Here is a 25,525-nt window from a genome sequence, read left to right as displayed (position 1 = left end):
AATGAAGTGCCTACGAGCGCGCTAATGTATGCGATTCGCATACAATTCTGGATATGGATTCGAGCCAGCGAGTAGCGATAGAGGAGTGGCACGCGAGCGTCGACTCCGGCGACCTCGAGCGGTCCGCGAGGGCCGTCGGAGATCCGGTCGTGGTCCTTGGTCCGAAGGGCGCCGGCTCGATCACACCAGCGCAGTTCGCGGAGTGGGTCCAGCGTTCGGGAATCACCCTGGTCCCTCGGTCCTGGCACGCGGTCGGCAAGCATCTGGCGGTGGTGGAGCAGGACGCGACGTGGCCGGAGAGCACGGAGCCCATGCGAGTGGCCACGGTCTTCCGCACCGCAGGCGGGAAGGTCACCGCCGCGTTGCGGATGCCGGACCTCGACGCCGCCCTCGAACTGGCGCACATCTGCCGCGAGATGGCGGCATCCGAGTGAGCGGACAGGGACCGGGGCAGGTTCTGTTCCACTTCGTCCGGCACTGGGCACGTCGGCCGGTTTCGGCGGACATCGAGGGTGATCAGGGGCGGATCGTGGTGGTGTGCGAGGCGGTCCATGCGCTCGGGCAGCGGGGAACCCGGGCGACGGTCACGGCGATCGGGGACGAGATAGGGATCGATCAGAGCGGCGCTTCTCGGTTGATCAAGAGCGCCGCATCAGCGGGCTACCTTGATATGACTACGTCCGCCGGCGATGGTCGACGACGCGAAGCATCGCTCACTCCTGCGGGCCGGTCCCTGCTGGAGCAGGCACATCGCTGGCAGGAAGCCGTCTTCGCTCAGCTGACGACAGGCTGGAGTGAGCAGAAGCGCCACGACTTCCAGCATGCGATGACCGACCTGATGGACAGCTCGTACGCGGTGGAGATCCGAGCCGTCGAACAAGGCTGACGGCGCCGATCATGTCGTCGGCACCGTCAGCCGCACGTCACTCTTCTTCGTCGTCGATATCGACCAGCAGGTCCGTCGCGGCGGCTTCGTCGATGACCCAGGTGGTGGATTCGATGCCGACCGCGCCCGCGGAGGGGACGTCGTCGGGGGAGGCGCCGTTGACGGCGGCGGCTACCGCGGCGGCCTTGCCTTCACCGCTGACCACCAGCATCACGTGGCGGGAGCGATGCACGGCGGGCAGGGTGAGGGAGACGCGGGTGGGTGGGGGCTTGGGGCAATCATGGACCGCCACAACGTAATCCGTCTGCTCGCGGACGGCGGGGGAGTGCGGGAAGATCGAGTCGATGTGTCCTTCGGGGCCCATGCCGAGCACCGTCAGGTCGATGTCACCGCGCTCGTCGAGTTCGGTGTGCAGCAGCTGGGCGTAGGCGGCCGCGGCTTCCTCGGGCGAACCGTACGGGCCGTCGGAGGCGGCGATCGGGAACACCTTCGCCGGATCGAGCGGGACGAAGTCGAGCAGCGCCTCGCGCGCCTGCAGCTCGTTGCGATCCGGGTCGCCCGACGGGACGAAACGCTCGTCGCCCCAGTACACGTACAGGTTCGACCAGTCGATGTCGCCGGGCGCCTGGCGCACCTTCTCGAGCAGGCGGATGCCGTCGCTGCCACCGGTGAGCGACACCGAGGCGTTGCCGCGTTCGGCCTGAGCCGCGACGATCACGGCGACGAAACGTTCGGCGGCGGCGTCGGCGAGCAGTTCCTTGTCGTCGTGCACCTCGACGGTGTTGGCGGGGAATTCCTCGCCGAGCTCGTCGTGCAGTTCGATACGGTCACTCATAGGTCACCTTTTCGATTCCGGCGAGCGCCTCGGCGTAGATCTCGTCGGCGTCGAGCCGGCGCAGTTCCTCGGCGAGACAATCGCGAGTTTCCCGGCGCGCCAGCGCGATTCGCTGGTCGGGGGCACCGGTGCGGGTCAGCGTTGCCGTCCTGCCCAATTGCGGTCGAGCGATGGCGATCGAATCGGTGGCCCGGCGGATCTCCACCCGCAGCTCACCGGTCCGGCGGACGACCGGGCAGTCCAGCCGCGCGGCCAACCACCCCGCCAGCGTATCCAGCGCGGGCTCACTGGCCAGCCCGGACACGCTCACCGACAACACCGGTTCGAACGGCGGCTCGTCCAGCGCGGCGGCGAGCAGCGCCCGCCAGTAGGTGATGCGGCTCCACGACAGGTCGGTGTCGCCGGGCGCGTAGGAGGCGCAGCGTTTGCCGAGCGCGGCCTGCGGGTCGGGCGCGAACGTGGCGTCGGTGATGCGCCGCTTGGCCAGCTTGCCCACCGAGTCCTGGGACGGAAAGTCCGGAGCCCCACGCGGCCACCACGCCACCACCGGGGTGTCGGGCAGCAGGAACGGCGTCACCACACTGCTCTCGTGGTTCACCAGCGGACCCTGCAACCGCAGCACGATCACCTCGGCCGCCCCGGCGTCACCGCCCACCCGGATCTGGGCGTCGAGCCGGGTCTCGGCGTCGCGGTCGCCACGGGCGAGGACGATCACGCGACAGGGGTGTTCGCGGCTGGCATCGTTGGCGGCGTCGATGGCGTCCTCGGCCTCGGACGAATCAAGGGTGCACACGACGAGGGTGAGCACCCGGCCCTGGGTGATGACACCGTTGGACTCGCGCAGCTGCACCATCCGCTTGGCGACCTCGACGGTGTTGGTGTCGGGCATGTCGACGATCACGGGCGCCGCCATTCGCGCCCGCTGCGCGCGAGCATCTCGTCGGCCGAGGCGGGACCCCAGGTGCCTGCCTCGTAGGGTTCGGGTTTGCCCTCGGCGGCCCAGTGCGCGATCACCGGATCGAGGATGCGCCAGGACAATTCGACCTCCGCATTGACGGGGAACAGGGACGGCACGCCGAGCAGCACGTCCAGGATCAGGCGTTCGTAGGCCTCGGGGGAGGACTCGGTGAACGCCTCGCCGTAGCTGAAGTCCATGTTCACATCGCGCACCTCCATTCCCGAGCCGGGCACCTTGGAACCGAAACGCAGGGTGATGCCCTCGTCCGGCTGCACCCGGATGACCAGGGCGTTCTGGCCGAGCTCCTCGGTCATGGTCTGGTCGAAGGGCAGGTGCGGCGCGCGTTTGAACACCACCGCGATCTCGGTCACCCTGCGGCCCAGGCGTTTTCCGGTGCGCAGGTAGAACGGCACCCCGGCCCAGCGCCGGTTCTCCACGTGCAGGGTGATCGCGGCGTAGGTCTCGGTGCGCGACTGCGGGTCGAACCCCTCCTCCTGATGCAGGCCGACCACGTGTTCGCTGCCCTGCCAGCCCTCGGTGTACTGACCGCGCGCGGTGGTCTCGTCCAGGGGTTCGACGAGTTTGGTCGCCGAGAGCGCCTTGATCTTCTCGGTGGTGAGCTGCATCGGTTCGAAGGAGGTCGGTTCCTCCATGGCGGTCAGCGCCAGCAGTTGCAGCAGGTGGTTCTGGATGACGTCGCGCGCGGCGCCGATGCCGTCGTAATACCCCGCTCGGCCACCCAATCCGATGTCCTCGGCCATGGTGATCTGCACGCTGTCGACGAAATTGGCGTTCCAGATCGGCTCGTAGAGTTCGTTGGCGAAGCGCAACGCCAGGATGTTCTGCACCGTCTCCTTACCGAGATAGTGGTCGATGCGGAACACATGCTCCTCCGGGAACACCCGGTTGACCAGGGCGTTCAGCTCCTGGGCGCTGGCCAGGTCGTGCCCGAAGGGCTTCTCGATCACCACCCGCCGCCACGGGGTGTAGCCCTCGGGGCGCGGGGCGGCCTTGGCCAGTTCGTGTTCGGAGAGCTGGTCGAGGACCACCGGGAACATATTCGGTGGAATCGACAGGTAGAAGGCGTAATTGCCGCCGGTGCCACGGGTGGCGTCGAGGTCTTTCAGGGTGGTGGCGAGAGTGGCGAAGGCGGTGTCGTCGTCGAAACTGCCCTGCACGAAACGCAACCCTTCGGCCAGGTGGTCCCAGACCTCCTGGCGGAACGGGGTGCGCGCGTGCTGTTTCACCGCGCTGAGCACCACCGCGGCGAAATCCTCGTCGGCGTAATTGCGCCGGGCGAAACCGACCAGGGCGAAACCAGGGGGCAACAGCCCCTGGTTCGCCAGGTCGTAGATGGCCGGCATCAGCTTCTTACGGGACAGATCTCCGGTGACACCGAAGATCACCATGCAGCAGGGCCCCGCGATGAAAGGCACCCGTTTGTCGCGTTCGTCGCGCAGCGGGTTGTGCCACAGCCCCGCCTTGTCCGTCGTTGCTGTGCCGGCCATCAGATCAGTTGCCCCCTGCCGCCGCGGTGCGCAGTTCCTCGGTGGTGGCGTCGATCAGCTCACCCCAGGAGGCCTCGAACTTGTCGACACCCTCGCGCTCGAGCACCTCGAAGACGTCGGCCAGGTCGATGCCCGCGGCCTCGAGATCGCTGAACACCTGCGCGGCTTCAACAGCCTTGCCGCTGAGCGTGTCGCCCCGCACCTCGCCGTGGTCGGCGAAGGCCTGCAGCGTCTTCTCCGGCAGCGTGTTGACCGTGTTCGGGCCGACCAGCTCGGTGACGTACAGGGTGTCGGGGTAGTCCGGGTTCTTCACACCGGTGGAGGCCCACAGCGGCCGCTGCCGGTTGGCGCCCTGGGAGGCCAGGTGGTTGTAGGTGGAGGTGTGCGCCCCACCGTCGAACACGTCCTGGTACTCGGCGTAGGCCAGCCGGGCGTTGGCCACGCCCGCCTTGCCGCGCAGCGCGAGCGCTTCGGGGGTGCCGATCGCCTCGAGCCGCTTGTCGATCTCGGTGTCCACGCGGGAGACGAAGAACGACGCGACCGAGTGGATCTTGGCCAGATCGTGGCCCGCGACCTTGGCCTGCCGCAGACCGTCGAGGTAGGCGCCCATCACCGCGCGGTAGCGCGGCACGGAGAAGATCAGCGTCACGTTCACGCTGATGCCCTCGGCGATCACCGAGGTGATGGCGGGCAGGCCCGCCTCGGTGGCCGGGATCTTGATGAACAGATTCTTGCGGTCGACGATCTTCCACAGCTCGATCGCCTGGGCGACCGTCTTGTCGGCGTCGAAGGCGAAGCGCGGGTCGACCTCGATCGAGACCCGGCCGTCGACACCGCCCGTCGACTCGAACACCGGGGCGAGCACGTCGCAGGCGGCGCGCACGTCGTCGGTGGTGATGGTGCGGATCGCCGCATCGGCGTCGGCGCCTTGGGCCGCAAGGTCTTTCACCTGCGCGTCGTAGGCGTGACCGACGCTCAGCGCGGCCTGGAAGATGGACGGGTTCGTGGTGACACCGACGACGCCCCTGGTCGCGATCAGGTCGGCGAGGTTGCCGGACTTGATGCGGTCACGGGACAGATCGTCGAGCCACACCGAGACCCCCGCTGCCGCGAGTGCGGCGAGATTCTCGTTCTGTGCCATGGTTTTACCCCTTCACCTTGTCGAGCGTGCGCTGCGCGGCGGCGACGACGGCATCGGCGGTGATACCGAATTCGCTGTAGAGCTTCTTGAAGTTCGCGGACGCGCCGAAGTGCTCGATCGACACGATCTCGCCCGCGTCACCGACGAGCCGGTACCACGGCATCGCGATGCCGGCCTCGACGACGACCCTGGCGCGGACCGCGGGCGGGAACACCTCGTCGCGGTAGGCCTGGTCCTGTGCGTCGAACCATTCCACACACGGCATCGAGACCACGCGGGTCGGAATGCCCTGTGCCTCCAGGGTAGTGCGTGCTTCGACGGCCAGCTGCAGCTCCGAACCGGTGCCGACGAGGATCAGCTCCGGAGTGCCGGTGGACGCCTCGGCCAGCACGTAGCCGCCCTTGCGCACGCCCTCGTAGCTGGTGCCCTCGAGGGTCGGCACGTCCTGGCGGGTGAGCGCCAGCGCGGACGGGCCGTCCTGGTGGGGAGCGTCGTAGGTGTGGAAGTGCGAGGCGTGCTCGTCGGAGTCGCGCTCGAGGATGGTCCGCCAGGCGTAGGCGGTCTCGTTGGCGTCGCCGGGGCGGACCACGTTGAGGCCGGGGATGGCGCGCAGCGCGGCCAGGTGCTCGATCGGCTGGTGCGTAGGGCCGTCCTCGCCGAGGCCGATGGAGTCGTGGGTCCACACGTAGATCGCGGGCACCCGCATCAGCGCGGCCAGGCGGACCGCCGGGCGCATGTAGTCGGAGAACACCAGGAAGGTGCCGCCGTAAGGACGAGTCGGACCGTGCAGGGCGATGCCGTTGAGGATCGAGCCCATGGCGTGCTCACGGATACCGAAGTGCAGGGTGCGGCCGTAGGGCTGCGCCTTCCACATGCCCGTGGAGATGGCTTCGGGACCGAAGCTGGGCTGACCGGGCATGGTGGTGTTGTTCGACTCGGCCAGGTCGGCCGAACCGCCCCACAGCTCGGGCAGCACGTCGGCCAGCGAGGCCAGCACCTTGCCGGAGGCCTTGCGGGTGGCCATGCCCTTCGGGTCGGGCTCGAAGGTGGGCAGATGCTCGGTCCAGCCCTTGGGCAGCGAGCGGGTGAGCAGGCGGTCGAACAGTTCTTTGTTCGACGGGTTCGCCGCGGCCCAGGTGTCGTAGTCGGCCTGCCAGGCCTGCTGGGCCGCCGCGCCGCGCTCGAGCGCCTTGCGGGTGTGCTCGATGACGGCCGGGTCGACGTCGAAGGACTTGTCCGGGTCGAAGCCGAGCGCCTTCTTCACCGCGGCGACTTCGTCGGGGCCGAGCGCCGCGCCGTGCACACCACCGGTGTTCATCTTGGAGGGAGCCGGGAAGCCGATGATGGTGCGCAAGATGATGATCGACGGCTTGTCGGTCACCGCCTTGGCCGCCTCGATGGCCGCCTCGATCGCCACCACGTCCTCGCCGCCCATGACGGTCTGCACGTGCCAGCCGTAGGCCTCGTAGCGCGCGGCCACGTCCTCGGTGAAGGCGATGTCGGTGTTGTCCTCGATGGAGATCTCGTTGTCGTCGTAGATCAGCACGAGGTTGCCCAGCTGCTGGGTACCCGCGATCGAGGACGCCTCGGCCGTGACACCTTCCTGCATGTCACCGTCGGAGGCGATGACGAAGATGTGGTGGTCGAACGGGCTGGCGCCTTCCGGGGCGTCGGGGTCGAACAGGCCGCGCTCGCGCCGGGCCGCCATCGCCATGCCGACCGCCGAGGCCAGACCCTGGCCGAGCGGGCCGGTGGTGATCTCGACACCGTCGGTGTGCCGGAACTCGGGGTGACCCGGGGTCAACGAATCCCACTGGCGCAGCTGCTCGAGGTCGGACAGCTCGAGGCCGAAACCGGCCAGGTACAGCTGGATGTAGAGGGTGAGGCTGGAATGCCCACACGAGAGCACGAAGCGGTCGCGGCCGGACCAGCTCGGGTCGGCCGGGTTGTGGCGCATGACGCGCTGGAAGAGGCTGTAGGCGACGGGGGCGAGGCTCATCGCGGTGCCCGGGTGACCGTTGCCCGCCTTCTGCACCGCGTCGGCGGCGAGAACACGGGCGGTATCGACGGCCTTGGTGTCCAGGTCCGTCCAGTCGCTGGGATAGTTCCGCTGAGTGAGGGCGCGAATGTCGTCTGTGACTGACACGACCGTGGTTCTCCTGACCTAGGTTTCGTCGACGGCGAGTAGATGGCAGCGGCGATGGTGTCGTACTGGACCGCACGCGGCCGGGGGTGCGTACCGATGTACAGGAATACCCTAGAGGTGCTGTTCCACCTGATCGGCGCGAACCCTGAGTGTGAGTCTAGTTGCCCATGCCGCGATCACGCCGGGGGTCGTCCCCGGGAATCGGCGCGGCGCGCGGCACGTCGTTCACCTGCGTGTCGGTACCGGTTCACCGCCGGACGGGCCGCGCGACCGGGTGACGGCGCCCACGGTGGCAGGGGCCTGGCGTGGAGCGGCACCGTCACCCGTCTACCATCGTCTGTAGTAGTGGCCGCGCCGCAGCCGCGCGCTGCTCGTTCCAATGCCGGATGCGAAGCACAGCGTGCGAGGAGAAACAGTGCGGATCGGTAACCAGCCGGGTAGTAGCGGTGCGCACGATTCCTCGACGGCTCTCGCCGATCGTCTGGCGGGCGACAGCGTGTTCGCCCGGGTCGTGCGTAAGCCGCTGGCCTACATCGCGCTCACCAAACCGCGAGTCATCGAGCTCCTGCTCGTCGCGACCATCCCGACCATGCTCCTGGCCGATCGTGGCAATGTCGATATCCGGCTGATCCTGGTCACCCTGTTCGGTGGCTGGATGGGCGCGGCCAGCGCCAATACCCTCAACTGTGTGGTCGACGCCGACATCGACAAGGTGATGAAGCGGACCGCGCGCCGTCCGCTGGCCCGCGACGCGGTGCCCACCTCGCACGCGCTGGTCTTCGGCCTGGCGCTCGGCGCGATCTCCTTCGCCTGGCTGTGGTGGCAGGCCAACTTGCTCAGCGGCGTGCTCGTGGTCGCGACCATTCTGTTCTACGTTTTCGTCTACACCAAGGGCCTCAAGCGCCGGACCTCGCAGAACGTGGTGTGGGGTGGAGCGGCCGGCTGTATGCCCGCCTTGGTCGGCTGGTCGGCGGTCACCGGGAACGTCGGCTGGCCCGCGATCGTGCTGTTCGCGGTCATCTTCTTCTGGACGCCGCCGCACACCTGGGCGCTGGCCATGCGCTACAAGGAGGACTACCGCGCGGCGGGTGTGCCGATGCTGCCGGTGGTCGCCACCGAGCAGGTCGTCACCAAGCAGATCGTCATCTACACCTGGCTGACCGTGCTGGCCACCCTCGCCCTCGTCCCCGCGACCGGTGTGATCTACGCGGCCGTCGCATTGGTCGCCGGTGCCTGGTTCCTGCTGATGGCGCACCAGCTGTACGCGGGTGTGCGACGGGGTGAATCGGTGAAGCCGCTGCGACTGTTCCTGCAGTCCAACAACTATCTGGCCGTAGTGTTCTGCGGTCTGGCCGTCGACTCGGTGCTCGGCTGGACCACGCTGGGCAGCATCGTCGGTCTGTAATTCTCGCGCACTCGAACCGGCGGCCGGGCAGTGATTGCCCGGCCGCCGGTTTCGCGTCTACGGCAGCAGGACGATCGAACCGGTGGTCTTGCGGGCGGCGAGGTCGCGGTGGGCGTCGGCGGCGTCGGCGAGCGGGTAGGTGGCGCCGATCCGGAGTTTCAGCGTGCCCGCCGCGATGGCGTCGAAGATATCGGTTGCGCGCCAGAGGAATTCGGCACGATCGCGGGTGTAGGCACCCAGCGACGGGCGCGTCAGCCACAGCGAACCGGCCGGATTGAGGCGCTGCGGATCGAACGGCGGTACGGGACCGCTGGCAGCGCCGAACAGGGCGAGGGTGCCGCGCACCCGGAGCGAGGCGAGGCTCGCTTCGAAGGTGCTCGCGCCGACGCCGTCGTAGACGGCCGCCACGCCCTGGCCGTCGGTGAGTTCGCGGACCCGGGCGGCGAGGTCGTCGTCGTAGCGCAGGACCTCGGCGGCGCCCGCTTCGCGGGAGAGCTTCTCCTTGGCATCCGTCGAGACCGTGGTGATGACGCGCGCGCCCTTGGCGGCGGCCAGCTGAGTGAGCAGCAGACCGACCCCGCCCGCGCCAGCGTGGACGAGGACCGGGTCGCCGGGTTCGGGGGTGAAGACCGATTCGACCAGGTAGTGCGCGGTCATGCCCTGCAGCAGCGCTGCCGCGGCGACGGCCGGTTCCACGCCCTCGGGCACCTTCACCGCCACCGCCTCGTCGACGGCCACCTTCTCGGCGTAACTGCCCGGTGCGGCCGCCCACGCCACCCGGTCGCCGACGGCGAACTCGGTGACCTCGGCGCCGACCTCGGCGACCACGCCGGTGCCCTCGGAGCCCGGGACATAGGGCGTGGCCTGCGGATACAACCCGGTGCGGAAGTAGATGTCGATGTAGTTGACACCCACACCCTGGGTGTCGACCAGCAGTTGTTTCGGGCCGATTCGCGGGTCGTCCACCTCCACCGACCGCAGAACCTCGGGACCGCCGTGCTCGGAAACCTGAATCGCGCGCATGAGTCTCCTTTGTACACCCCGTGTTCGGTGTCACTCGGGGGTGGACGCGAAACTACCGACCGGTAAACTCTCGCCCATGAGTACAACCGCCGCGCCCGAGGCCGTGAAGGTGCCTGCCGAGGTCGAGAAGTCCATCGCGAAGTTCGTCGCCGAGCACGGCGGTTCGGGCACGGCCGTGCTGCAGTACCTGGGCGAGCAGGGTGTGCGCATCACCCTCGTCGGCGAGGACGGCGTCCTCGGCGACCGTGTGGTGGCCGATCTGGCGACCGCCAAGGCCGTCGTCGAGCGCGTCGACGGGCTCACCGAGACCGAAGAGTGGGACCGCGAGCTGGTCTCCAAGGTCACCCCGGCCAAGGGGCACTGGGCGAAGATGGCGGGCTGGGTCGCTCGCTCGACCAAGTTCCCCAAGGCCCGCAACGCGAACGTCTTCCCCGGAGCCTGATCCCGGACCGCCGCGATCCAAGCTTTCAGCCGGTCGCCGCAGCACTCACGATGTGAGGCTGCGGCGACCGCGTGCTTTTCGTACCCGGAAGTCGGTGGTCAGTGCGTCGCCGCAGCGGACACAGCGGGGGCGTCGACGGTCTCTCTGGTGCGCAGGGATGCCCACAGGGCAGCGGTGGCAGCGGTGCAAGCCGCGGCGCCGCCGACGTGGATGGCGACCAGGGCGGCGGGGACGTCGGTGAAGTACTGGACGACACCGACCAGCGCCTGGGACAGGACGATCCCGAGCAGCACGAACAGCCGCTTGCGGATGGCGGGGGTGATGCCGACGGCGTAGAGGCCGAAGGCCAGGCCGATGAGCAGGGCGAGATAGCCGATGAGCAGCTGCGAGTGCAGGTGCACCAGGGTGACGATCTCGACCTCGAGGCGTGCCACCGGGCGGTCGATGCTCTTGTCACCGGCGTGCGGTCCGGCGGCGGTGACCAGCGTGCCCGCGATCAGCACACCAGCCAGCGCCACGCCGCTCAGCGCGGTGAGCCAGCGCAGGGGAGCGGGTACCTGCACGGTGTCGATACCGTCGTCGGGCTGACCGATCTTCGCGTACAGCACCACCGCCAGCCACACCATCACCATCGAGGCGAGCAGGTGCACGGCCACGGTCCACCACAGCAGGCCGGTGCGCACGGTGATGCCGCCGATGATCGCCTGCACGACGGTGCCGCCGGGCATCAGCCAGGCGTAGACGAGGACTTCCTTGCGACGGCGAGCCCGGACGACGGCCAGCACGATCAGCGCCGCGCACAGCGTCACCACGAAGGTGAGCAGCCGGTTGCCGAATTCGACGGTCTGGTGCAGCACCGGCACCTCCGACACCCCGACGGGGGTGAAGCTGCCGGGGAAGCACTGCGGCCAGGTTGGGCAGCCGAGACCGGACGCGGTGACGCGCACGATCGCGCCGGTCACCGAGATTCCGGCCTGGCTCAGAATCACCGCGAGGGCGATGAGCCGCTGGGTCCGCAGCGAGGGGAGTGGCAGCCGGTCGACGAGGCCGAGGAAGGCGCGATACAGCACGTCACGATGGTACTGGCAGCCGATTCCCGCTCGATACCCGGGCTACTACAGTGCGTCGTTGGTCACGTCAGCTGAAGCGGAACAGCCGGTTGGCCAGTGACCCGCACACCACGCCCCACGCCGCGAGTACCGCGACGCCGAACCAGTCGATCGAACCGGCCAGCGCCGCTTCCAGGGCGTAGGCCAGTGCGCCGGAGGGAACCAGGCGCGCGATCACCGTCAGCGCGGCGGGCACCGTGTCGACCAGGACGAGACTGGCGACACCGAGCATGACGAACCACAGGATATTGGCCAGGGCCAGCACGATCTCGGCCTTGAGCGTGCCGCCGAGCAGCAGACCCATCGCCGCGAAGGTCGCCGTGCCGAGCGCGATCACCAGCGCGCCGAGGGCCAGCCCGCCCGCACCGGGACGCCACCCGAGCGCCATCCCGATCGCCCCGAGCAGCACCGCCTGCAGCACCACCACGATCAGCACGGCGGCACACTTGCCCGCGATCACACCCCAGCGCGGCAGAGGGGTGGCGCCGAGCCGTTTGAGGGCGCCGTAGCGGCGGTCGAAGCCCACCGCGATGGCCTGACCGGTGAACGCGGTCGACATCACCGCCGTCATCATCACCATCGGCACGACCCGGTTCACGCGGTCGGCACCCAGATCGCCGAACGGCAGCAGGGTCAGCCCGATCAGCAGGGTGATCGGGATGAACATGGTGAGCAGCAGCTGTTCGCCGTTGCGCAGCAACAGTTTCAGCTCGAGCGTGGTCTGCGCGACGAGCATCGCGGCGCGCGAGGCGGGGCGCGGGTCGGGGGTGAAGGTGCCGGGCTGGAACCGGCTCACGGTCTCGGTCATCCGCGCAGGTCCCGTCCGGTGAGTTCGAGGAAGACGTCTTCGAGGCGTCGCTGATCGATGCGGATATCGGTGGCGAGCACGTCCATGCGCGCGCACCAGGCAGTGACCGTCGCCAGTACCTGCGGGGTGATCTCGCCTTCGACCAGATAGGTGCCCGGCGTGGTCTCGTGTGGCGAGAACCCTTCGGGCAGAGCCGATTTCAGCAGTTCGATATCAAGTTTCGGTGGGGCGCAGAACCGTAGCTGGCCGGCGGCGCCGTGCGCGGTGACCTCGGCGGGGGTGCCCTGGGCGACGATCTCACCGTGGTCGATGATGACGAGCTGGTCGGCGAGCTGTTCGGCCTCGTCCATCATGTGCGTGGTGAGCACGACGCTCACCCCGTCGCGGCGCAGGGCATCGATCAGTTCCCACACGATCAGCCTGGCCTGGGCGTCCAGACCGGCCGTCGGTTCGTCGAGGAACACGATCTCCGGCCTGCCGACCAGGGCGCAGGCCAGGGCGAGGCGCTGCTGCTGACCGCCCGAGAGGCGCCGGTAGGGGGTGCGGCGGTTGTCCTGCAGGCCGAGGGTGCGCAGCAGCCAGTCGGGGTCGATGGGGTCGGCGGAATAGGCGGCGACCAGGTCGAGCATCTCGCCCGCGCGGGCGCCGGGGTAGGCGCCGCCGCCCTGCAACATCACGCCGATGCGTGGCCGCAGCTGTTCGGAGTCGGCGATCGGGTCGAGACCGAGCACGCGGACCGTGCCCGCGTCGGGGCGCACGAAGCCCTCGCACATCTCGACGGTGGTGGTCTTACCGGCGCCGTTGGGGCCGAGCAGCGCGAAAACCTGTGCCTGCTCCACGTCGAAACGCAGGCCGTCGACCGCGGTGGTGTCGCCGTAGCGCTTGACCACGCCGTCGACGCTAACGGCGGGTCCCGGGCTTCTCGTCACGATGTGACACGGTAAGCCGTGGCCTCCTGTGACGGAGCCGACACCCCCGCCTGGGCCCGCCACGGCAGGGTGTGCCGGGTGAGGACGTAGAACAGCGCGAAGCACACCGCGGCCGCCAGGGCGGCGCCGATGATCTGGAAGACCTGGAATTCGGCACCACGCGGCATGACGAGCATCGACACCACCGCCGAGAACGCCACGGCGGGCACGCGGAACACCGGTTGCGTGGCCCAGGCGGCGAGCGGGACGATCGCCCACAGCAGGTACCAGGGCTGGACCACCGGGAACAGCAGCACGATCGCACCGAGCGACACACCGAGCGCGCCAACCGGATGCAGGCGGCCGGTGCCGGTCGCCACCAGCATCCGCACCGTCACATAGCCCGCGACGAGCCCCGCGATGGGCCGGGTGATCGACAGCAGTGCCGTGGTGTGGTCGCCGAGCCCGAGCAGCACCCCGCCGAAACCGGTGATGACACCGATCACCGTCGGCAGCGACATCCAGCTGCGCACCGCGTTGGCGACGCTGAGGGTGAACACCCACCCGAAGCCGAGCCCGCTGGCCCAGCTCACGAAAAGTGTTGTCGCTCCGGCGATCACCCCCAGCAGGGCGGCGGCCTTGACGACGGCGAGCAGGCTGCCGCCCCAGCGCCGGGCCAGCGCCATCCCGACGAAGCCGAGCGCGATGATGGAGGTGAACTTGATCGACGACGACAGCGTGATCACCACCGCGCCGCCGATCAGCAGGGCGTAGCCGCGGGCGTCCAGTGATGGCATGGCACCGTTGAGGCTGTCGCGCCGTCCGCCGTCGCCGTAGATGGCGCGCAGCGTGAGCTCCATGCCCGCCAGCATCAGACCGATCATCAGCGCGTCGTTGTGCACGCCGCCGACCAGGTGGAACAGCACGAGCGGGTTGGCCGCGCCGAGCCACAGCGCGCTCACCGGCGCCACCCCGCAGCGCACCGAGAGCCGGGGCAGCGCCCACACGATCAAGGCGACGCCCGCGAGCGCGAGCAACCGGTGCACCCACACGCCCGCGATGATGTTGTCGCCGGTCAGCTCGGCGATACCGCGCCCGATCCACAGGAAGAGCGGGCCGTAGGGCGCCGGTGTGTCACGCCAGATGGTCGGCACATTGTTGGTGAGAACGTTGTCGATCCCGAGCCCGGCGACGGGCCCTTCGGCGTACGGGTCGATGCCGCGCGCGGCGATCTCGCTCTGGGCCAGGTAGGAGTAGACGTCGTTGCTGAACATCGGCGGTGCCACCGACAGCGGGATGATCCACAGCAGCAGTGTCCGGTCGAGCTGGGACCGGGTGAGCCGGTGCAATGGCGATCCGGCCAGGCCGCCGATCGCGAAGCGGCCCAACAGCAACCAGGCCCCGATCACCAGCACGGTGCCGAACATGCACATCGCCAGCGACCCGGTGTGCGCGCGGGCGAAGATGCCGAGCACCCGTACACCGGAGACCGGATTCTGGTGCACGGGCTGCGCGCCGATACCGAGCGCGGCGATGGCCATCAGCACGGCACCGGTGGCGCCCATCAACCGGATGCGGTCCAGCTGGGCGCGTTCGCGTTTGTCGAGGCCGGGGACCTCGGTCTCGTCGCGGTGCAGGGCCGCGACGGTGTGATCGGGCGCGGGCACGTCGAAGCCGAGGGCTCGCCGCCCGAACGCCAGTGTCTTGCGCGCCGCGCCCTCCAGTACCGCCACGGGGTCGAAGCCTAGTGCGCCCGGCCGTGATCGTTGTGGCACCGGTCGGCGTCGCCGCCCCGACCTGCGCGAATCAGGCGGGACCGACGAACACCGGGTCGGTGCGTACCCAGAGCGCGGCCGCGACGATGACGACCAGACAGATCACCGCGACCAGGCCCATCGCCACCCAGCCGATGCGCTGCGCCGACCGCAGGTCCCGCGCCGACAGCCAGCCGGGAACGAACAGGATGCCCAGCGCGCTGAGCGTGCCCGCCGCCAGTCCACCGAGGTGACCCCACAGCGAGATCCCCGGCAGCGAGAAGCTGATGAGCACGTTGACGCCGATCACCACCAGCATCGGAGTCGGGCTCTGCCGCAAGCGGATCAGCGTCACCGTCACGGCGCCGAACAGGCCGTACACCGCGCCCGACGCGCCCGCGGTCATGGTGTACGGATCCGACAGCGCCATCACCGCCGCCGAACCGCCGAGCAGCGAGACCAGATACAGGCAGCCGTAGGTGACCCGGCCGAGCACCTGCTCGAGGTCGCGGCCGACGACGTAGAGCGCGAACATGTTGACCAGCAGATGGATCGCGCCGTAGTGCAGGAACCCCGAACCGAGCACCCGCCACCACTCACCGTCGGCGACCAGCAGCGGGACCAGCACGAACTCGCCGAACACCGACGAACCCCGATGGTTCTGCATCGGGTTGCCCGCCTGCGCGGCGGTCACCAGGTAGACCAGGACATTGATCGCGATCAGCCCGTAGGTCACCATCGGTACCGGCGACGCGCCTGCCCGGGCGCCCGCGACGGTGCGCACCTGCCGCACGTCGCGCTGACCCTGCCGCACGCAGTCCACGCAGTGCTGGCCGACGGCGGCCGAGCGGAGGCATTCGGGGCAGGCGGGGCGGCCGCAGCGCGTACACGCGAGGCCGGTCGGCCGGTCTGGGTGGCGGACGCACGTCTGTGCGGGCGGGTGTGACACATGGTCATCGTGCCATGAGTCACCGACACGAGCCGGGCTGTGAGAACGTCGTCGGTCGGCGGCTCGCCCACGGTTCCCGGCGACGGCAGACCATCTGCACCTCGGCGAGGCGCACGGGTCGGCATAGGGGTGCGGCGGTCCGGTGGGCGTGTCCGGTTTCGACCGGCCCGGCCGGGCTATGCGCTCCCCATGACGTCTCTGTGGTTGAACAACGCCGAAGTCCCCGCCCGGTTACGGCTGACCCCCGGTTCGCACTTCGACACCGTCGTCCTCGGCGCGGGCATCGTCGGGTTGACGACCGCGCTGCTGTTGGCCGAGCGCGGCCGCGAGGTGGCGGTGATCGAGGCGAAACGGGTCGGCGCGGGCACCACGGCCGCGTCGACGGCGAAAGTCTCGCTCCTGCAGGGCACCCGGGCCCAGACCATCGCCCGCAGGCACGGCATCGCGACCCTCTCGCGCTACGTCGCCGCCAATCTCGACGGCTTCGACTGGCTGCTGGATTTCTGCGCCGGACGCGACCTCGCCGTCGAGCGCGTGGCCGCCTACACCTATGCCCAGAACGAATCCGAGATGTCCGCCGTCCGAGCGGAATTCGAGGCGACGCGGTCGGCCGGACTGCCCACCGACCTGGTCGACGACGTCGACGTTCCGTTCCCGCTCCACGGTGCCGTGCGGCTGCGCGAACAGGCCCAGCTCAACCCGATGGCCTTCCTGGCCGCCCTCGCCGCCGAAGTCGAAACCCAGGGCGGGTCGATCTTCGAATCGACGCGCGCACAACGGCTTCGCCACCACGACGGCCGGGTGGTGATCGGTACCGAACACGGCGAGGTGGATGCGAACAACGTCGTCGTCGCGACCGGAACACCGATCTTCGACCGGGGCGGCTACTTCGCCCGCGTCACCGCCCAGCGCTCCTATCTGGCCGCGTTCAAGGTGCCAGGGCCGATGCCGGAGGAGATGTACATCAGTGCGGGACAACCGATCCGGTCGCTGCGCCGCTACCCGGCCGACGACGTGCTCCTGGTCGGTGGCAGCGGCCACGAGGTGGGCCGCGAGGATTCCGCGGAGGCCCACGTGCAAGACCTGCTCGACTGGACCGGCCGGTGGTTCCCGGGCGCGGAACTGCTGCACCGCTGGTCGGCGCAGGATTACCACCCCGTGGGCGAACTTCCCTACGTCGGCCCGCTCGTTCCCGGTCGCGAGGAAGTCCTCGTCGCCACTGGGTTCGCCAAGTGGGGTTTCACCAACGGCGCCGCCGCCGCACTCGCCCTCGCGGGCCGCATCACCGGCGACACGCCGAAATGGGCCGACACCCTCTCCGCCTGGCGGCTCGGCGAAGTCGCCTCCCTCCCGGCGGGCGCCCGCGTCAACGCGACCGTCGCCCGCTACCTGTCCACCGGCTGGCTGCACCTGCTCGGCGCCGACGAGCACAGCATTCCCCCGGAGGGCTGCGGCCGCGTCGAACGCCACGGGCTGCATCCCACCGCCGTCTCCACCGTCGACGGCGTCACCACCGAGATCTCCGCGATCTGCCCGCACCTGGGCGGCATCCTCCACTGGAACGACGCCGAACGCACCTGGGACTGCCCCCTGCACGGCTCCCGCTTCGAACCCGACGGCGCCGTCATCGAAGGCCCGGCCACCCACCCCCTCTCTCCCCGCTGAGCTGGACAACCGATCACCACGCTCTGGTGGCGACGTCTCGCGAGAGCCTCCCGCCACCAGAGCGTGGTGTTCGAGTGCCCAGGTCGGGTATGCGCTGGTCTCGGGATTGCTCGCCGGGGCGTGCGGAGATCTGCCGGGTGTGCGATGAGTCACCTCGCGGTCGGTGAACGGGTCCGCGGGTAGGGGCCGCACCTGGGGTTTTACGAAGGCCGTGCGGTGGTGTGACGTCTTCGCCGCAGGTCAGGGTGCCCTTGGCAAGGTGACCCTTATTAGATTTAGGGAAGTAATTCCGCCACACTGGTGTTGTGAAAACCGTGGGTTTGCGGACAGGCGTGGAAGGGACCGGTCGTAAGACGACCGGCACCCGGTCGTCTGCTGTGCCCGCGCACGAGGGGCAGACCCGGGCGGCCATCGTCCAGTTGCTGCTCGAGCAGGGTCCGATCACCGCCACCGCCATCAGTGCCGAACTCGGGCTCGCGCCCGCGGGAGTGCGCAGGCACCTCGACGCGCTGATCGACGCAGGTCAGGCGCGTGCGAGCCAGTCGGCGCCGTGGCAGCAGAAGGGGCGCGGCAGGCCAGCCAAGCAATACCAGCTCACCGCGGCCGGACGTGGCAACCTCGGCCACGCCTACGACGACCTGGCAGGCGCCGCGATTCGTCAGCTCGGTGAGATCGGTGGCGACGAGGCGATCAGCGAGTTCGCCCGCAAACGGGTGCGCACGATCGTCGACGGCATCGAGCCGGTCGCCGAGCACAGCGCCCCCGTGATCGAGGCCAAGGTCGAGGAGATCGCCGAGGCGTTCGCCGACGCCGGTTTCGCCGCGACCACCCGCCAGGTGGGTGCCGGTGTGCAGATCTGCCAGCATCATTGCCCGGTGGCCCACGTGGCCGAGGAGTTCCCGCAGCTGTGCGCCGCCGAACTGGACGCTTTCCGCGACCTGCTCGGCACCCACGTGCAGCGACTTGCGACGATCGCCAACGGCGATTGCGCCTGCACCACCCATGTGCCGCTGGTCGCGGTGCCGAAAATCCCATCCGCCGCACAGCCCGCGGCGGGACGAACGAACGACTCCGGAAGGAGTGCCGAATGACGACGACCACCGACCAGGTGCAACCGCTGACCCAGGACGAGACCATCGCCTCGCTGGGTAACTACGGTTACGGCTGGGCCGATTCGGATGTGGCCGGTGCCAGTGCGCAACGCGGCCTGTCGGAGGCTGTCGTTCGCGACATCTCGGCCAAGAAGAGCGAGCCGGAGTGGATGCTCGACATCCGTCTCAAGGCCCTGCGCATCTTCGATCGCAAGCCCATGCCGAACTGGGGTTCCAACCTCGACGGCATCGACTTCGACAACATCAAGTACTTCGTCCGCTCCTCGGAGAAGCAGGCCGAGAGCTGGGAAGACCTGCCCGAGGACATCAAGAACACTTACGACAAGCTGGGTATCCCCGAGGCCGAGAAGCAGCGTCTCGTGTCCGGTGTCGCCGCGCAGTACGAGTCCGAGGTCGTCTACCACTCCATCCGCGAGGACCTGGAGAAGCAGGGCGTCATCTTCCTCGACACCGACACCGCGCTCAAGGAGCACCCGGAGATCTTCCAGGAGTACTTCGGCTCGGTGATCCCCGCCGGTGACAACAAGTTCTCCGCGCTCAACACCGCCGTGTGGTCGGGTGGCTCGTTCATCTACGTGCCGCCGGGCGTGCACGTCGACATCCCGTTGCAGGCCTACTTCCGGATCAACACCGAGAACATGGGCCAGTTCGAGCGGACGCTGATCATCGTCGACGAGGACGCCTACGTCCACTACGTCGAGGGCTGCACCGCGCCGATCTACAAGTCCGACTCGCTGCACTCCGCGGTCGTCGAGATCATCGTGAAGAAGGGCGGCCGCTGCCGCTACACGACCATCCAGAACTGGTCCAACAACGTCTACAACCTGGTCACCAAGCGGGCCAAGGCCGAGGCGGGCGCCACCATGGAGTGGGTCGACGGCAACATCGGCTCCAAGGTCACCATGAAGTACCCGGCGGTCTGGATGACCGGTGAGCACGCGCACGGCGAGGTCCTCTCCGTTGCGTTCGCCGGCCCCGGCCAGCACCAGGACACCGGCGCCAAGATGCTGCACCTGGCCCCGCACACCTCCTCGACCATCGTGTCGAAGTCGGTGGCGCGTGGCGGCGGTCGCGCGTCGTACCGCGGTCTGGTCCAGGTCAACAAGGGTGCCAACGGCTCCAAGTCGACCGTGAAGTGTGACGCGCTGCTGGTCGACACGATCAGCCGCTCCGACACCTACCCCTACGTCGACATCCGCGAGGACGACGTGACCATGGGCCACGAGGCCACGGTCTCCAAGGTGTCCGAGGATCAGCTGTTCTACCTGATGAGCCGCGGTCTCACCGAGGACGAGGCGATGGCCATGGTGGTGCGCGGCTTCGTGGAGCCCATCGCCAAGGAACTGCCGATGGAATACGCACTGGAACTGAACCGGCTCATCGAGCTGCAGATGGAAGGGGCCGTGGGCTGATGTCGACGCTCGAGACGCCGACCCAGAATCCGGGCGCGGGCGCCGCGGTCAACAAGGGCGAGGTCTTCACCTCGTTCGACGTGGACGCATTCGAGATCCCGTCGGGTCGTGACGAGGCGTGGCGGTTCACCCCGCTGCGTCGGCTGCGCGGCCTGCACGACGGTACGGCCGTGCGTGACGGTCAGGCCACTGTCGAGGTGAGCGAAGTCGCCGGTGTCACCGTGGAAACGGTCGACCGCACCGACGCCCGGCTCGGTCAGGCCGGTACCCCGGCCGATCGCGTTGCCGCCCAGGCCTATTCGGGCTTCGAGACGGCCACGGTCATCACCGTGGGCAAGGAGACCGAGGTTTCCGACCCCGTCACCGTGACCGTCACCGGTCCGGGTGAGGGCAAGACCGCCTACGGTCACCTGCAGATCCGGCTGGACAACTTCGCCGTCGCCACGATCGTGCTCGATCAGCGCGGCAGCGGAACCTACGCCGAGAACGTCGAATTCGTGCTCGGTGACAGCGCCAAGCTCACCGTCGTCGCCGTCCAGGAATGGGCCGACGACGCCGTGCACGTCACCGCGCATCACCTGAAGCTGGGTCGCGACGCGAACCTGCGGCACGTGTCGGCGACCCTCGGCGGCGACCTGGTCCGCCTGTCGGGCACCGTGCGCTACGCCGGTCCCGGCGGCGAGGCCGAACTGTTCGGCCTGTACTTCGCCGACGCGGGCCAGCACTTCGAGCAGCGGCTGCTGGTCGATCACGCCGAGCCCAACTGCAAGTCCAACGTGCTGTACAAGGGTGCGCTGCAGGGTGACCCGTCCTCGCCGAAGGGCGACGCCCGCACGGTCTGGATCGGCGATGTGCTGATCCGTGCCGCGGCCGAGGGCACCGACACCTACGAGGCGAACCGCAACCTGGTGCTCACCGACGGCGCCCGCGCCGATTCGGTGCCGAACCTGGAGATCGAGACCGGCGAGATCGCCGGTGCCGGACACGCCAGTGCCACCGGCCGCTTCGACGACGAGCAGCTGTTCTACCTGCGCGCTCGTGGCATTCCCGAGGATGTGGCCCGCCGCCTGGTCGTGCGCGGTTTCTTCTTCGAGATCATCCAGAAGGTCACGGTCCCCGAGGTCCGGGAGCGGCTCGAGGCGGCCATCGAGGCCGAACTCGCCACTGTCGGTATCTGACACCCACTTACTGCAACGAAGGATTCGAATTCGATGACCACCTTGGAAATCAAGGACCTGCACGCCGAGATCACCACGCCGGAGGGTGAGTCCAAGCAGATCCTCAACGGCGTGAACCTGACCGTTAAGTCGGGCGAGACGCACGCCATCATGGGCCCCAACGGCTCGGGCAAGTCCACGCTGTCCTACGTGATCGCGGGTCACCCCAAGTACACCGTCACCCAGGGCACCATCACCCTCGACGGCGAGAACGTCCTCGACATGTCGGTCGACGAGCGCGCCCGCGCCGGCCTGTTCCTGGCCATGCAGTACCCGGTCGAGGTCCCCGGTGTCTCGATGTCGAACTTCCTGCGCACCGCCGCCACCGCCGTGCGCGGTGAGGCGCCGAAGCTGCGCACCTGGGTCAAGGAAGTCAAGGAGTCGATGAAGGAACTCGACATCGACTCGGCTTTCGCCGACCGCTCGGTGAACGAGGGCTTCTCCGGTGGCGAGAAGAAGCGCCACGAGGTCCTGCAGCTCGGTCTGCTCAAGCCGAAGATCGCGATCCTCGACGAGACCGACTCCGGCCTCGACGTCGACGCGCTGCGCATCGTCTCCGACGGCGTGAACCGCTACAAGGAGCGCGAGGACGGTGGCGTCCTGCTGATCACGCACTACACCCGCATCCTGCGCTACATCAAGCCCGACTTCGTGCACGTGTTCGTCAACGGCCGCATCGTGGCCGAGGGTGGCTCCGAGCTGGCCGAGGAACTCGACGCGAACGGGTACGTGCGCTTCACCTCCGCGACCACTGGAGCCTGACAACCATGACCGCTGTGTCCGTCTCGGGGTCGGCCCTCGACGTGGCCCGCATCCGGGCCGACTTCCCCATCCTGCACCGCACGGTGCGGGACGGGAAACCGTTGGTGTACCTGGATTCCGGTGCCACCTCGCAGCGCCCGCTGCAGGTGCTCGACGCCGAGCGCGACTTCCTGCTCACCCGCAACTCGGCGGTGCACCGCGGTGCGCACCAGCTCGCCGAGGAGGCCACCGACTCCTATGAGGACGCGCGGGAGGTCATCGCGCGCTTCGTCGGTGCCGACGCGGGCGAGATCGTGTTCACCAAGAACGCGACCGAGTCGCTGAACCTGGTGGCCAACGCCTTCGGTGACGACCGGTTTCCGCACAAGGTCGGACCCGGCGACGAGATCGTGATCACCGAGCTCGAACACCACGCGAATCTCGTTCCGTGGCAGGAACTCGCGCGTCGCACCGGTGCCACGCTCAAGTGGTACGGGGTCACCGACGACGGACGCATCGACCTGGACTCGCTCGAACTGTCGCCCGCGACGAAGGTTCTCGCGTTCACCCACCAGTCCAACGTCACCGGTGCGGTTGCTCCGGTTGCCGAATTGGTCCGGCGGGCAAAGGAAGTCGGCGCGCTGGTCGTGCTCGACGCCTGCCAGTCGGTGCCGCACCTCGGGGTCGACTTCCGTGAGCTCGGCGTCGATTTCGCCGCGTTCTCCGGTCACAAGATGTTCGGCCCGATGGGGGTGGGTGGCCTGTACGGCCGTCGGGCGCTGCTCGAGGAGACCCCGCCGTACATCACGGGCGGGTCGATGATCGAGACCGTCACCATGGAGAAGACCACCTACGCGCCGCCGCCGCAGCGCTTCGAGGCGGGCACCCCGATGACCTCGCAGGTCGTCGGTCTGGCCGCCGCGGTGCGGTATCTCGAGGATCTCGGCATGGACGCGATCGCCGCGCACGAACACGCGCTCACCGGTGCCGCGCTCGAGGGTCTGGGCGCCATCGAGGGTGTGCGCATCATCGGGCCCACCGAGAACGTGGATCGCGGTGGCGCGGTGTCGTTCGTCGTCGACGGGGTACACGCCCACGACGTGGGCCAGATCCTCGACGACCAGGGTGTCGCCATCCGGGTCGGGCACCACTGCGCGTGGCCGCTGCACCGACGCTTCGGTGTCGCCGCGACCGCGCGGGCGTCCTTCGCCGCCTACAACACGCTCGACGAGGTCGACGCACTGGTCACGGCCGTGCGGAAGGCTCAGACCTTCTTCGGAGTTGCATAGAACATGCGCATGGAGCAGATGTACCAGGAAGTGATCCTGGACCACTACAAGCACCCGCACCACCGCGGGCTGCGGGAACCGTTCGGTGCCCAGGTGCACCACGTGAACCCGACCTGCGGTGACGAGGTGACCCTGCGCGTGCACATCGACGACGCGGGCGAGGTCGCCGATGTCTCCTACGACGGTCAGGGCTGCTCGATCAGCCAGGCCGCCACCTCGATCCTCACCGATCAGGTGATCGGACTGCCGGTGCAGCAGGCGCTGAAGGTGGTCGACTCCTACAGCGAGATGATCTCGAGCCGCGGCACCGTCGAGGGCGACGAGGACATGATCGGCGACGGTATCGCGCTCGCCGGTGTCGCCAAGTACCCCGCGCGCGTGAAGTGCGCACTGCTGGGGTGGATGGCGTTCAAGGACGCCGTCGTGCAGATCGCCTCGGCCGAAGATGCCAAGCCTGCCATGGGAAATGGGGATGCGTGATGAGTGAGACCAAGGCTGACGAAGCCACGACCGAAACCGCCGCGCCCACTCCCGAAGCGGAGTTGACGCCCGAGCAGATCCAGCACATCGCCGATCTGGAAGAGGCCATGCGCGATGTGGTCGACCCCGAACTCGGGATCAATGTCGTCGACCTCGGCCTCGTGTACGGCATGTCCGTCGACGACGCCAACATCTGCACCCTCGACATGACGCTCACCTCGGCGGCCTGCCCGCTGACCGACGTCATCGAGGACCAGTCCCGCAACGCCCTGGTGCGCAGCGGCCTGGTCGAGGACCTGAAGATCAACTGGGTCTGGATGCCCCCGTGGGGTCCCGACAAGATCACCGACGACGGCCGCGAACAGCTGCGCGCCCTCGGATTCACGGTCTAGACAACACTTTTCGCCGCAGGCCCGGACCCCGCGTGGGTGCCGGGCCTGCGGCGTTTTCGCATCCGCGTTCAAACGTGAAGTGCGTCACTCCGATTGGCGGACGGTGGTCCGAAATGGTCCACTTGTCGGTTCCGCGATCGCGGAACTGTTTGTCAGAGGAGAACTTTCGAATGAGTTTCATGGGTAAGGCCGGCTTCGCCGTCGCGGCGCTCGGTCTTGCGGCCGGTTCGGTGTTCGGCGCCGGTACCGCGAACGCGCAGAGCATGTTCGGCGCGATCGCTTTCAGTACGACCGATTGGACCTACGGGTCGAGCAGCAGCTGGCCGAGCGAGCAAGAGGCGCGCGAGCAGGCGATCGCGAGCTGCGGCACCAACGGCGCCGCCGACTGCAAGGTCATGATCTCGTGGGCGAACGGCTGCGGCACACTGGTCGTCAGCGACGACGGCGTGGCGGCGGCCTCGGGGCGCACCGCGGCCGAGGCGACGCGCGCGGCGTTCGAGCGACTCTCCGAGCTCACCCCGACCGCCCAGCTCGCGAACTTCGGGTCCTCGGACCTGAGTGGTGCCAAGGTCGCCCGCGTGGTCTGCACCGCCAACGCGCGCTGATCGACGCAACGACGCGGGCCCGGATCCTCTCTCAGGATCCGGGCCCGTCGTTTCTCCGTCGGTGATACACCGAAGCCGGTGATGTGAGATTTCGCGTTTCGGTTGGCCTTTCGCGCGAATTGCATGATGATCTGGAAAGTTCCGGACTTCCGGAACTGCTTCCAGAGGAGAACATTCGAATGAGTTTCATGAGTAAGGCCGGCTTCGCCGTTGTGGCACTCGGCCTTGCGGCCGGGTCGGTGTTCGGTGCCGGTTCGGCGAGCGCGGCGGGTGACCAGTGGGGCGCCATGGCCGTGGACGCCGACTGGTCGAACTACGGCCGTTCGGTCGACTACCCCACCCGCGCCGAGGCCGAGGCCGCCGCACTGGATCAGTGCGGCGCGGACGGCTGCGCCATCGAGGTGTCCTGGGTGAACGGCTGCCTGGCCCTGGTGGAGAACGAGCAGTACATCGCCTGGGGCAAGGGCTCGAACCGCGCCGAGGCCGAGCGGGAGGCCTACCTCGCGCTCACCGAGGGCACCCCGCAGAACCTGCTCGTCAACCTCGGCTCGTCGCAGATGGCAGGCGGCACCGTGATCGAAACGGTGTGCACCACCAACGCGAGCTGAACGCGATAGCAATCGGACCCGGATCTCGAGCGGATCCGGGTTCTTTTGCGTCGGTACCTTTACCCCTGGAGTTGGCTATTACCGAACTTTCGATGATGATCTGGAAGGTTCCGGACTTCCGGAACAGTTTCC

Annotated in this window: 25 protein-coding genes; 14 read left to right on the top strand and 11 right to left on the bottom strand. The window is 68.5% G+C overall.

Annotation, left to right across the window (positions count from 1 at the left end; genetic code table 11):
- Positions 1–53: 53 nt before the first annotated feature.
- Complete coding sequence (locus NCO8_RS02445) at positions 54–434, top strand: hypothetical protein (RefSeq protein WP_067636026.1); 381 nt, start codon at positions 54–56, stop codon at positions 432–434.
- On the top strand, positions 431–886 hold the full coding sequence (locus tag NCO8_RS02440) for a MarR family winged helix-turn-helix transcriptional regulator (protein ID WP_067636025.1): 456 nt from the start codon (positions 431–433) through the stop codon (positions 884–886). The genes NCO8_RS02445 and NCO8_RS02440 overlap by 4 nt, the downstream gene beginning before the upstream one ends.
- Before the next feature lie 37 nt (positions 887–923).
- Here NCO8_RS02440 and pgl read toward each other — a convergent pair whose 3' ends face one another.
- The 5 genes from pgl to tkt are packed head-to-tail and all read right to left on the bottom strand — an operon-like array spanning position 924 to position 7,474.
- Complete coding sequence (gene pgl, locus NCO8_RS02435) at positions 924–1,721, bottom strand: 6-phosphogluconolactonase (RefSeq protein WP_084456401.1); 798 nt, start codon at positions 1,719–1,721, stop codon at positions 924–926.
- The gene (opcA, locus tag NCO8_RS02430; RefSeq protein WP_067636576.1) at positions 1,714–2,622 is read right to left on the bottom strand and encodes a glucose-6-phosphate dehydrogenase assembly protein OpcA; all 909 of its coding nucleotides are present in this window, start codon (positions 2,620–2,622) and stop codon (positions 1,714–1,716) included. The genes pgl and opcA overlap by 8 nt, the downstream gene beginning before the upstream one ends.
- Entirely contained in the window at positions 2,619–4,187 is a 1,569-nt protein-coding gene (gene zwf / locus NCO8_RS02425; RefSeq protein WP_067636023.1) for a glucose-6-phosphate dehydrogenase, read from the bottom strand. The genes opcA and zwf overlap by 4 nt, the downstream gene beginning before the upstream one ends.
- Before the next feature lie 4 nt (positions 4,188–4,191).
- Positions 4,192–5,328, bottom strand: a complete 1,137-nt coding sequence (tal, locus tag NCO8_RS02420) for a transaldolase (protein ID WP_067493676.1) — start codon at positions 5,326–5,328, stop codon at positions 4,192–4,194.
- 4 nt (positions 5,329–5,332) lie between these two features.
- A complete protein-coding gene (tkt, locus tag NCO8_RS02415; RefSeq protein ID WP_067636021.1) occupies positions 5,333–7,474 on the bottom strand; it encodes a transketolase in 2,142 nt (713 codons plus the stop codon).
- A 415-nt stretch (positions 7,475–7,889) separates the two neighbouring features.
- On the opposite strand from tkt, the gene NCO8_RS02410 reads away from it, so the two are divergent.
- Positions 7,890–8,879, top strand: a complete 990-nt coding sequence (locus tag NCO8_RS02410) for a heme o synthase (protein ID WP_067636019.1) — start codon at positions 7,890–7,892, stop codon at positions 8,877–8,879.
- Between the two features lie 57 nt (positions 8,880–8,936).
- Here the strand turns inward: NCO8_RS02410 and NCO8_RS02405 are convergent, their stop codons facing one another.
- Complete coding sequence (locus tag NCO8_RS02405) at positions 8,937–9,902, bottom strand: quinone oxidoreductase family protein (protein WP_067636015.1); 966 nt, start codon at positions 9,900–9,902, stop codon at positions 8,937–8,939.
- A gap of 76 nt (positions 9,903–9,978) precedes the next feature.
- On the opposite strand from NCO8_RS02405, the gene NCO8_RS02400 reads away from it, so the two are divergent.
- Complete coding sequence (locus tag NCO8_RS02400) at positions 9,979–10,344, top strand: hypothetical protein (protein ID WP_067636574.1); 366 nt, start codon at positions 9,979–9,981, stop codon at positions 10,342–10,344.
- A 98-nt stretch (positions 10,345–10,442) separates the two neighbouring features.
- Here NCO8_RS02400 and NCO8_RS02395 read toward each other — a convergent pair whose 3' ends face one another.
- The 5 genes from NCO8_RS02395 to NCO8_RS02375 all read right to left on the bottom strand — a co-directional run bounded on the left by NCO8_RS02395 (position 10,443) and on the right by NCO8_RS02375 (position 15,872).
- Positions 10,443–11,414, bottom strand: a complete 972-nt coding sequence (locus tag NCO8_RS02395; RefSeq protein ID WP_067636014.1) for a COX15/CtaA family protein — start codon at positions 11,412–11,414, stop codon at positions 10,443–10,445.
- 67 nt (positions 11,415–11,481) lie between these two features.
- Complete coding sequence (locus tag NCO8_RS02390; protein WP_067636013.1) at positions 11,482–12,261, bottom strand: ABC transporter permease; 780 nt, start codon at positions 12,259–12,261, stop codon at positions 11,482–11,484.
- A complete protein-coding gene (locus NCO8_RS02385; RefSeq protein ID WP_174550292.1) occupies positions 12,258–13,193 on the bottom strand; it encodes an ABC transporter ATP-binding protein in 936 nt (311 codons plus the stop codon). The genes NCO8_RS02390 and NCO8_RS02385 overlap by 4 nt, the downstream gene beginning before the upstream one ends.
- Positions 13,187–14,902 (bottom strand): polyprenol phosphomannose-dependent alpha 1,6 mannosyltransferase MptB, encoded by a 1,716-nt coding sequence (gene mptB, locus NCO8_RS02380; protein WP_067636011.1) that lies wholly within the window; start codon positions 14,900–14,902, stop codon positions 13,187–13,189. Before mptB ends, NCO8_RS02385 begins: the two co-directional genes overlap by 7 nt.
- A 73-nt stretch (positions 14,903–14,975) precedes the next feature.
- Positions 14,976–15,872 (bottom strand): rhomboid family intramembrane serine protease, encoded by an 897-nt coding sequence (locus tag NCO8_RS02375; protein WP_067636009.1) that lies wholly within the window; start codon positions 15,870–15,872, stop codon positions 14,976–14,978.
- A gap of 189 nt (positions 15,873–16,061) precedes the next feature.
- On the opposite strand from NCO8_RS02375, the gene NCO8_RS02370 reads away from it, so the two are divergent.
- The 10 genes from NCO8_RS02370 to NCO8_RS02325 all read left to right on the top strand — a co-directional run bounded on the left by NCO8_RS02370 (position 16,062) and on the right by NCO8_RS02325 (position 25,393).
- Positions 16,062–17,537, top strand: coding sequence for an FAD-dependent oxidoreductase (locus NCO8_RS02370; protein ID WP_067636007.1), 1,476 nt, complete (start codon positions 16,062–16,064; stop codon positions 17,535–17,537).
- Between the two features lie 332 nt (positions 17,538–17,869).
- Positions 17,870–18,628 (top strand): helix-turn-helix transcriptional regulator, encoded by a 759-nt coding sequence (locus tag NCO8_RS02365; RefSeq protein WP_067636006.1) that lies wholly within the window; start codon positions 17,870–17,872, stop codon positions 18,626–18,628.
- Positions 18,625–20,061 (top strand): Fe-S cluster assembly protein SufB, encoded by a 1,437-nt coding sequence (gene sufB / locus NCO8_RS02360; RefSeq protein WP_067493700.1) that lies wholly within the window; start codon positions 18,625–18,627, stop codon positions 20,059–20,061. The genes NCO8_RS02365 and sufB overlap by 4 nt, the downstream gene beginning before the upstream one ends.
- Positions 20,061–21,239, top strand: a complete 1,179-nt coding sequence (gene sufD / locus NCO8_RS02355) for a Fe-S cluster assembly protein SufD (protein WP_067636004.1) — start codon at positions 20,061–20,063, stop codon at positions 21,237–21,239. The genes sufB and sufD overlap by 1 nt, the downstream gene beginning before the upstream one ends.
- A gap of 33 nt (positions 21,240–21,272) precedes the next feature.
- The gene (gene sufC / locus NCO8_RS02350; protein WP_067636002.1) at positions 21,273–22,040 is read left to right on the top strand and encodes a Fe-S cluster assembly ATPase SufC; all 768 of its coding nucleotides are present in this window, start codon (positions 21,273–21,275) and stop codon (positions 22,038–22,040) included.
- A gap of 5 nt (positions 22,041–22,045) precedes the next feature.
- A complete protein-coding gene (locus NCO8_RS02345; RefSeq protein WP_157104750.1) occupies positions 22,046–23,308 on the top strand; it encodes a cysteine desulfurase in 1,263 nt (420 codons plus the stop codon).
- Between the two features lie 3 nt (positions 23,309–23,311).
- Complete coding sequence (sufU, locus tag NCO8_RS02340) at positions 23,312–23,788, top strand: Fe-S cluster assembly sulfur transfer protein SufU (RefSeq protein ID WP_067636000.1); 477 nt, start codon at positions 23,312–23,314, stop codon at positions 23,786–23,788.
- The gene (locus tag NCO8_RS02335) at positions 23,788–24,180 is read left to right on the top strand and encodes a metal-sulfur cluster assembly factor (protein WP_067493905.1); all 393 of its coding nucleotides are present in this window, start codon (positions 23,788–23,790) and stop codon (positions 24,178–24,180) included. Before sufU ends, NCO8_RS02335 begins: the two co-directional genes overlap by 1 nt.
- Positions 24,181–24,350: 170 nt before the next feature.
- On the top strand, positions 24,351–24,785 hold the full coding sequence (locus NCO8_RS02330; protein WP_067635998.1) for a DUF4189 domain-containing protein: 435 nt from the start codon (positions 24,351–24,353) through the stop codon (positions 24,783–24,785).
- Positions 24,786–24,964: 179 nt separating this feature from the next.
- Positions 24,965–25,393 carry a DUF4189 domain-containing protein gene (locus NCO8_RS02325; protein WP_067493710.1) on the top strand — a complete coding sequence of 143 codons (429 nt, stop codon included), beginning with the start codon at positions 24,965–24,967 and terminating at the stop codon, positions 25,391–25,393.
- The last annotated feature ends 132 nt before the right edge of the window (positions 25,394–25,525 follow it).

It is taken from the genome of Nocardia coubleae NBRC 108252 (assembly GCF_001612805.1).
GTDB lineage: Bacteria > Actinomycetota > Actinomycetes > Mycobacteriales > Mycobacteriaceae > Nocardia > Nocardia coubleae.
The sequence above is the reverse complement of the archived record's forward strand: the minus strand, read 5'-3'. Positions and strand labels throughout refer to the sequence as shown.

Excerpts from the sequence above, each read along its gene's own strand:
- NCO8_RS02445 (WP_067636026.1), top strand. The coding sequence starts at position 54 with ATGGATTCGAGCCAGCGAGTAGCGATAGAGGAGTGGCACGCGAGCGTC.
- pgl (WP_084456401.1), bottom strand. The coding sequence starts at position 1,721 with ATGAGTGACCGTATCGAACTGCACGACGAGCTCGGCGAGGAATTCCCC.
- zwf (WP_067636023.1), bottom strand. The coding sequence starts at position 4,187 with ATGGCCGGCACAGCAACGACGGACAAGGCGGGGCTGTGGCACAACCCG.
- tal (WP_067493676.1), bottom strand. The coding sequence starts at position 5,328 with ATGGCACAGAACGAGAATCTCGCCGCACTCGCGGCAGCGGGGGTCTCG.
- NCO8_RS02405 (WP_067636015.1), bottom strand. The coding sequence starts at position 9,902 with ATGCGCGCGATTCAGGTTTCCGAGCACGGCGGTCCCGAGGTTCTGCGG.
- NCO8_RS02400 (WP_067636574.1), top strand. The coding sequence starts at position 9,979 with ATGAGTACAACCGCCGCGCCCGAGGCCGTGAAGGTGCCTGCCGAGGTC.
- NCO8_RS02390 (WP_067636013.1), bottom strand. The coding sequence starts at position 12,261 with ATGACCGAGACCGTGAGCCGGTTCCAGCCCGGCACCTTCACCCCCGAC.
- NCO8_RS02370 (WP_067636007.1), top strand. The coding sequence starts at position 16,062 with ATGACGTCTCTGTGGTTGAACAACGCCGAAGTCCCCGCCCGGTTACGG.
- sufB (WP_067493700.1), top strand. The coding sequence starts at position 18,625 with ATGACGACGACCACCGACCAGGTGCAACCGCTGACCCAGGACGAGACC.
- sufD (WP_067636004.1), top strand. The coding sequence starts at position 20,061 with ATGTCGACGCTCGAGACGCCGACCCAGAATCCGGGCGCGGGCGCCGCG.
- sufC (WP_067636002.1), top strand. The coding sequence starts at position 21,273 with ATGACCACCTTGGAAATCAAGGACCTGCACGCCGAGATCACCACGCCG.
- NCO8_RS02345 (WP_157104750.1), top strand. The coding sequence starts at position 22,046 with ATGACCGCTGTGTCCGTCTCGGGGTCGGCCCTCGACGTGGCCCGCATC.
- sufU (WP_067636000.1), top strand. The coding sequence starts at position 23,312 with ATGCGCATGGAGCAGATGTACCAGGAAGTGATCCTGGACCACTACAAG.
- NCO8_RS02335 (WP_067493905.1), top strand. The coding sequence starts at position 23,788 with ATGAGTGAGACCAAGGCTGACGAAGCCACGACCGAAACCGCCGCGCCC.
- NCO8_RS02330 (WP_067635998.1), top strand. The coding sequence starts at position 24,351 with ATGAGTTTCATGGGTAAGGCCGGCTTCGCCGTCGCGGCGCTCGGTCTT.
- NCO8_RS02325 (WP_067493710.1), top strand. The coding sequence starts at position 24,965 with ATGAGTTTCATGAGTAAGGCCGGCTTCGCCGTTGTGGCACTCGGCCTT.